1 protein-coding gene is annotated in these 506 nt (G+C 67.4%); it reads right to left on the bottom strand.

The annotated features are described in order from the left end of the window. Positions 1-36: 36 nt before the first annotated feature. Positions 37-438, bottom strand: coding sequence for an MmcQ/YjbR family DNA-binding protein (locus B0F77_RS40505; RefSeq protein ID WP_086668369.1), 402 nt, complete (start codon positions 436-438; stop codon positions 37-39). Between the last annotated feature and the right edge of the window lie 68 nt (positions 439-506).

The raw sequence follows: 506 nt of genomic DNA, 5'->3' as shown, positions 1-506 counted from the left end.
TCGACGTCATCGGCGTTCAGCAGTTCGCCCAGTGAGTCAGCCGAGCAGCCGGGAGAGCTTCGTCGGCGCGAGCTTGCGGTAGCTCTCGGTCAGCAGCTCGCCGATCTCGGCCCAGTCGGCGTCCGGCTCGACGATCATGCCCACGACGTCGAACCCCCACGCGGCGCGGAAGAACGGGTGGCCGTTGTTGACCAGCGCCTCGAATTCCTCCTCCTGGGCCCGGAAAGTCATCACCACAGTCGGTGCGGTGAGTTCTGCGGCACGGCTGAACGTCCCCGTCGCGCCTGGCTGCGCCGTGAACACGTGCAGGATGGTGCGTTGCCGGATGCGCCACCGGGTGCCCACCCAGGCCGGCTCCTCGTAGCTCTCCGGCAGGCCGGCGCAGATCTTGCGCAGTGACGCCAGCACGGCAGCCGGTACGTCGGCGCGATCGGTCATGGTTGCCTCCCCTCGCGCAACGCTAGTAGGTCGTCGCAGCTTACTTATGCTCCCGGCTGTGGATGAAG

Source organism: Lentzea kentuckyensis, from assembly GCF_002150765.1.
In the GTDB taxonomy this organism is placed as follows: domain Bacteria; phylum Actinomycetota; class Actinomycetes; order Mycobacteriales; family Pseudonocardiaceae; genus Lentzea; species Lentzea kentuckyensis.
This window is presented reverse-complemented; position numbering and strand designations above follow the sequence as displayed.

Excerpts from the sequence above, each read along its gene's own strand:
- B0F77_RS40505 (WP_086668369.1), bottom strand. The coding sequence starts at position 438 with ATGACCGATCGCGCCGACGTACCGGCTGCCGTGCTGGCGTCACTGCGC.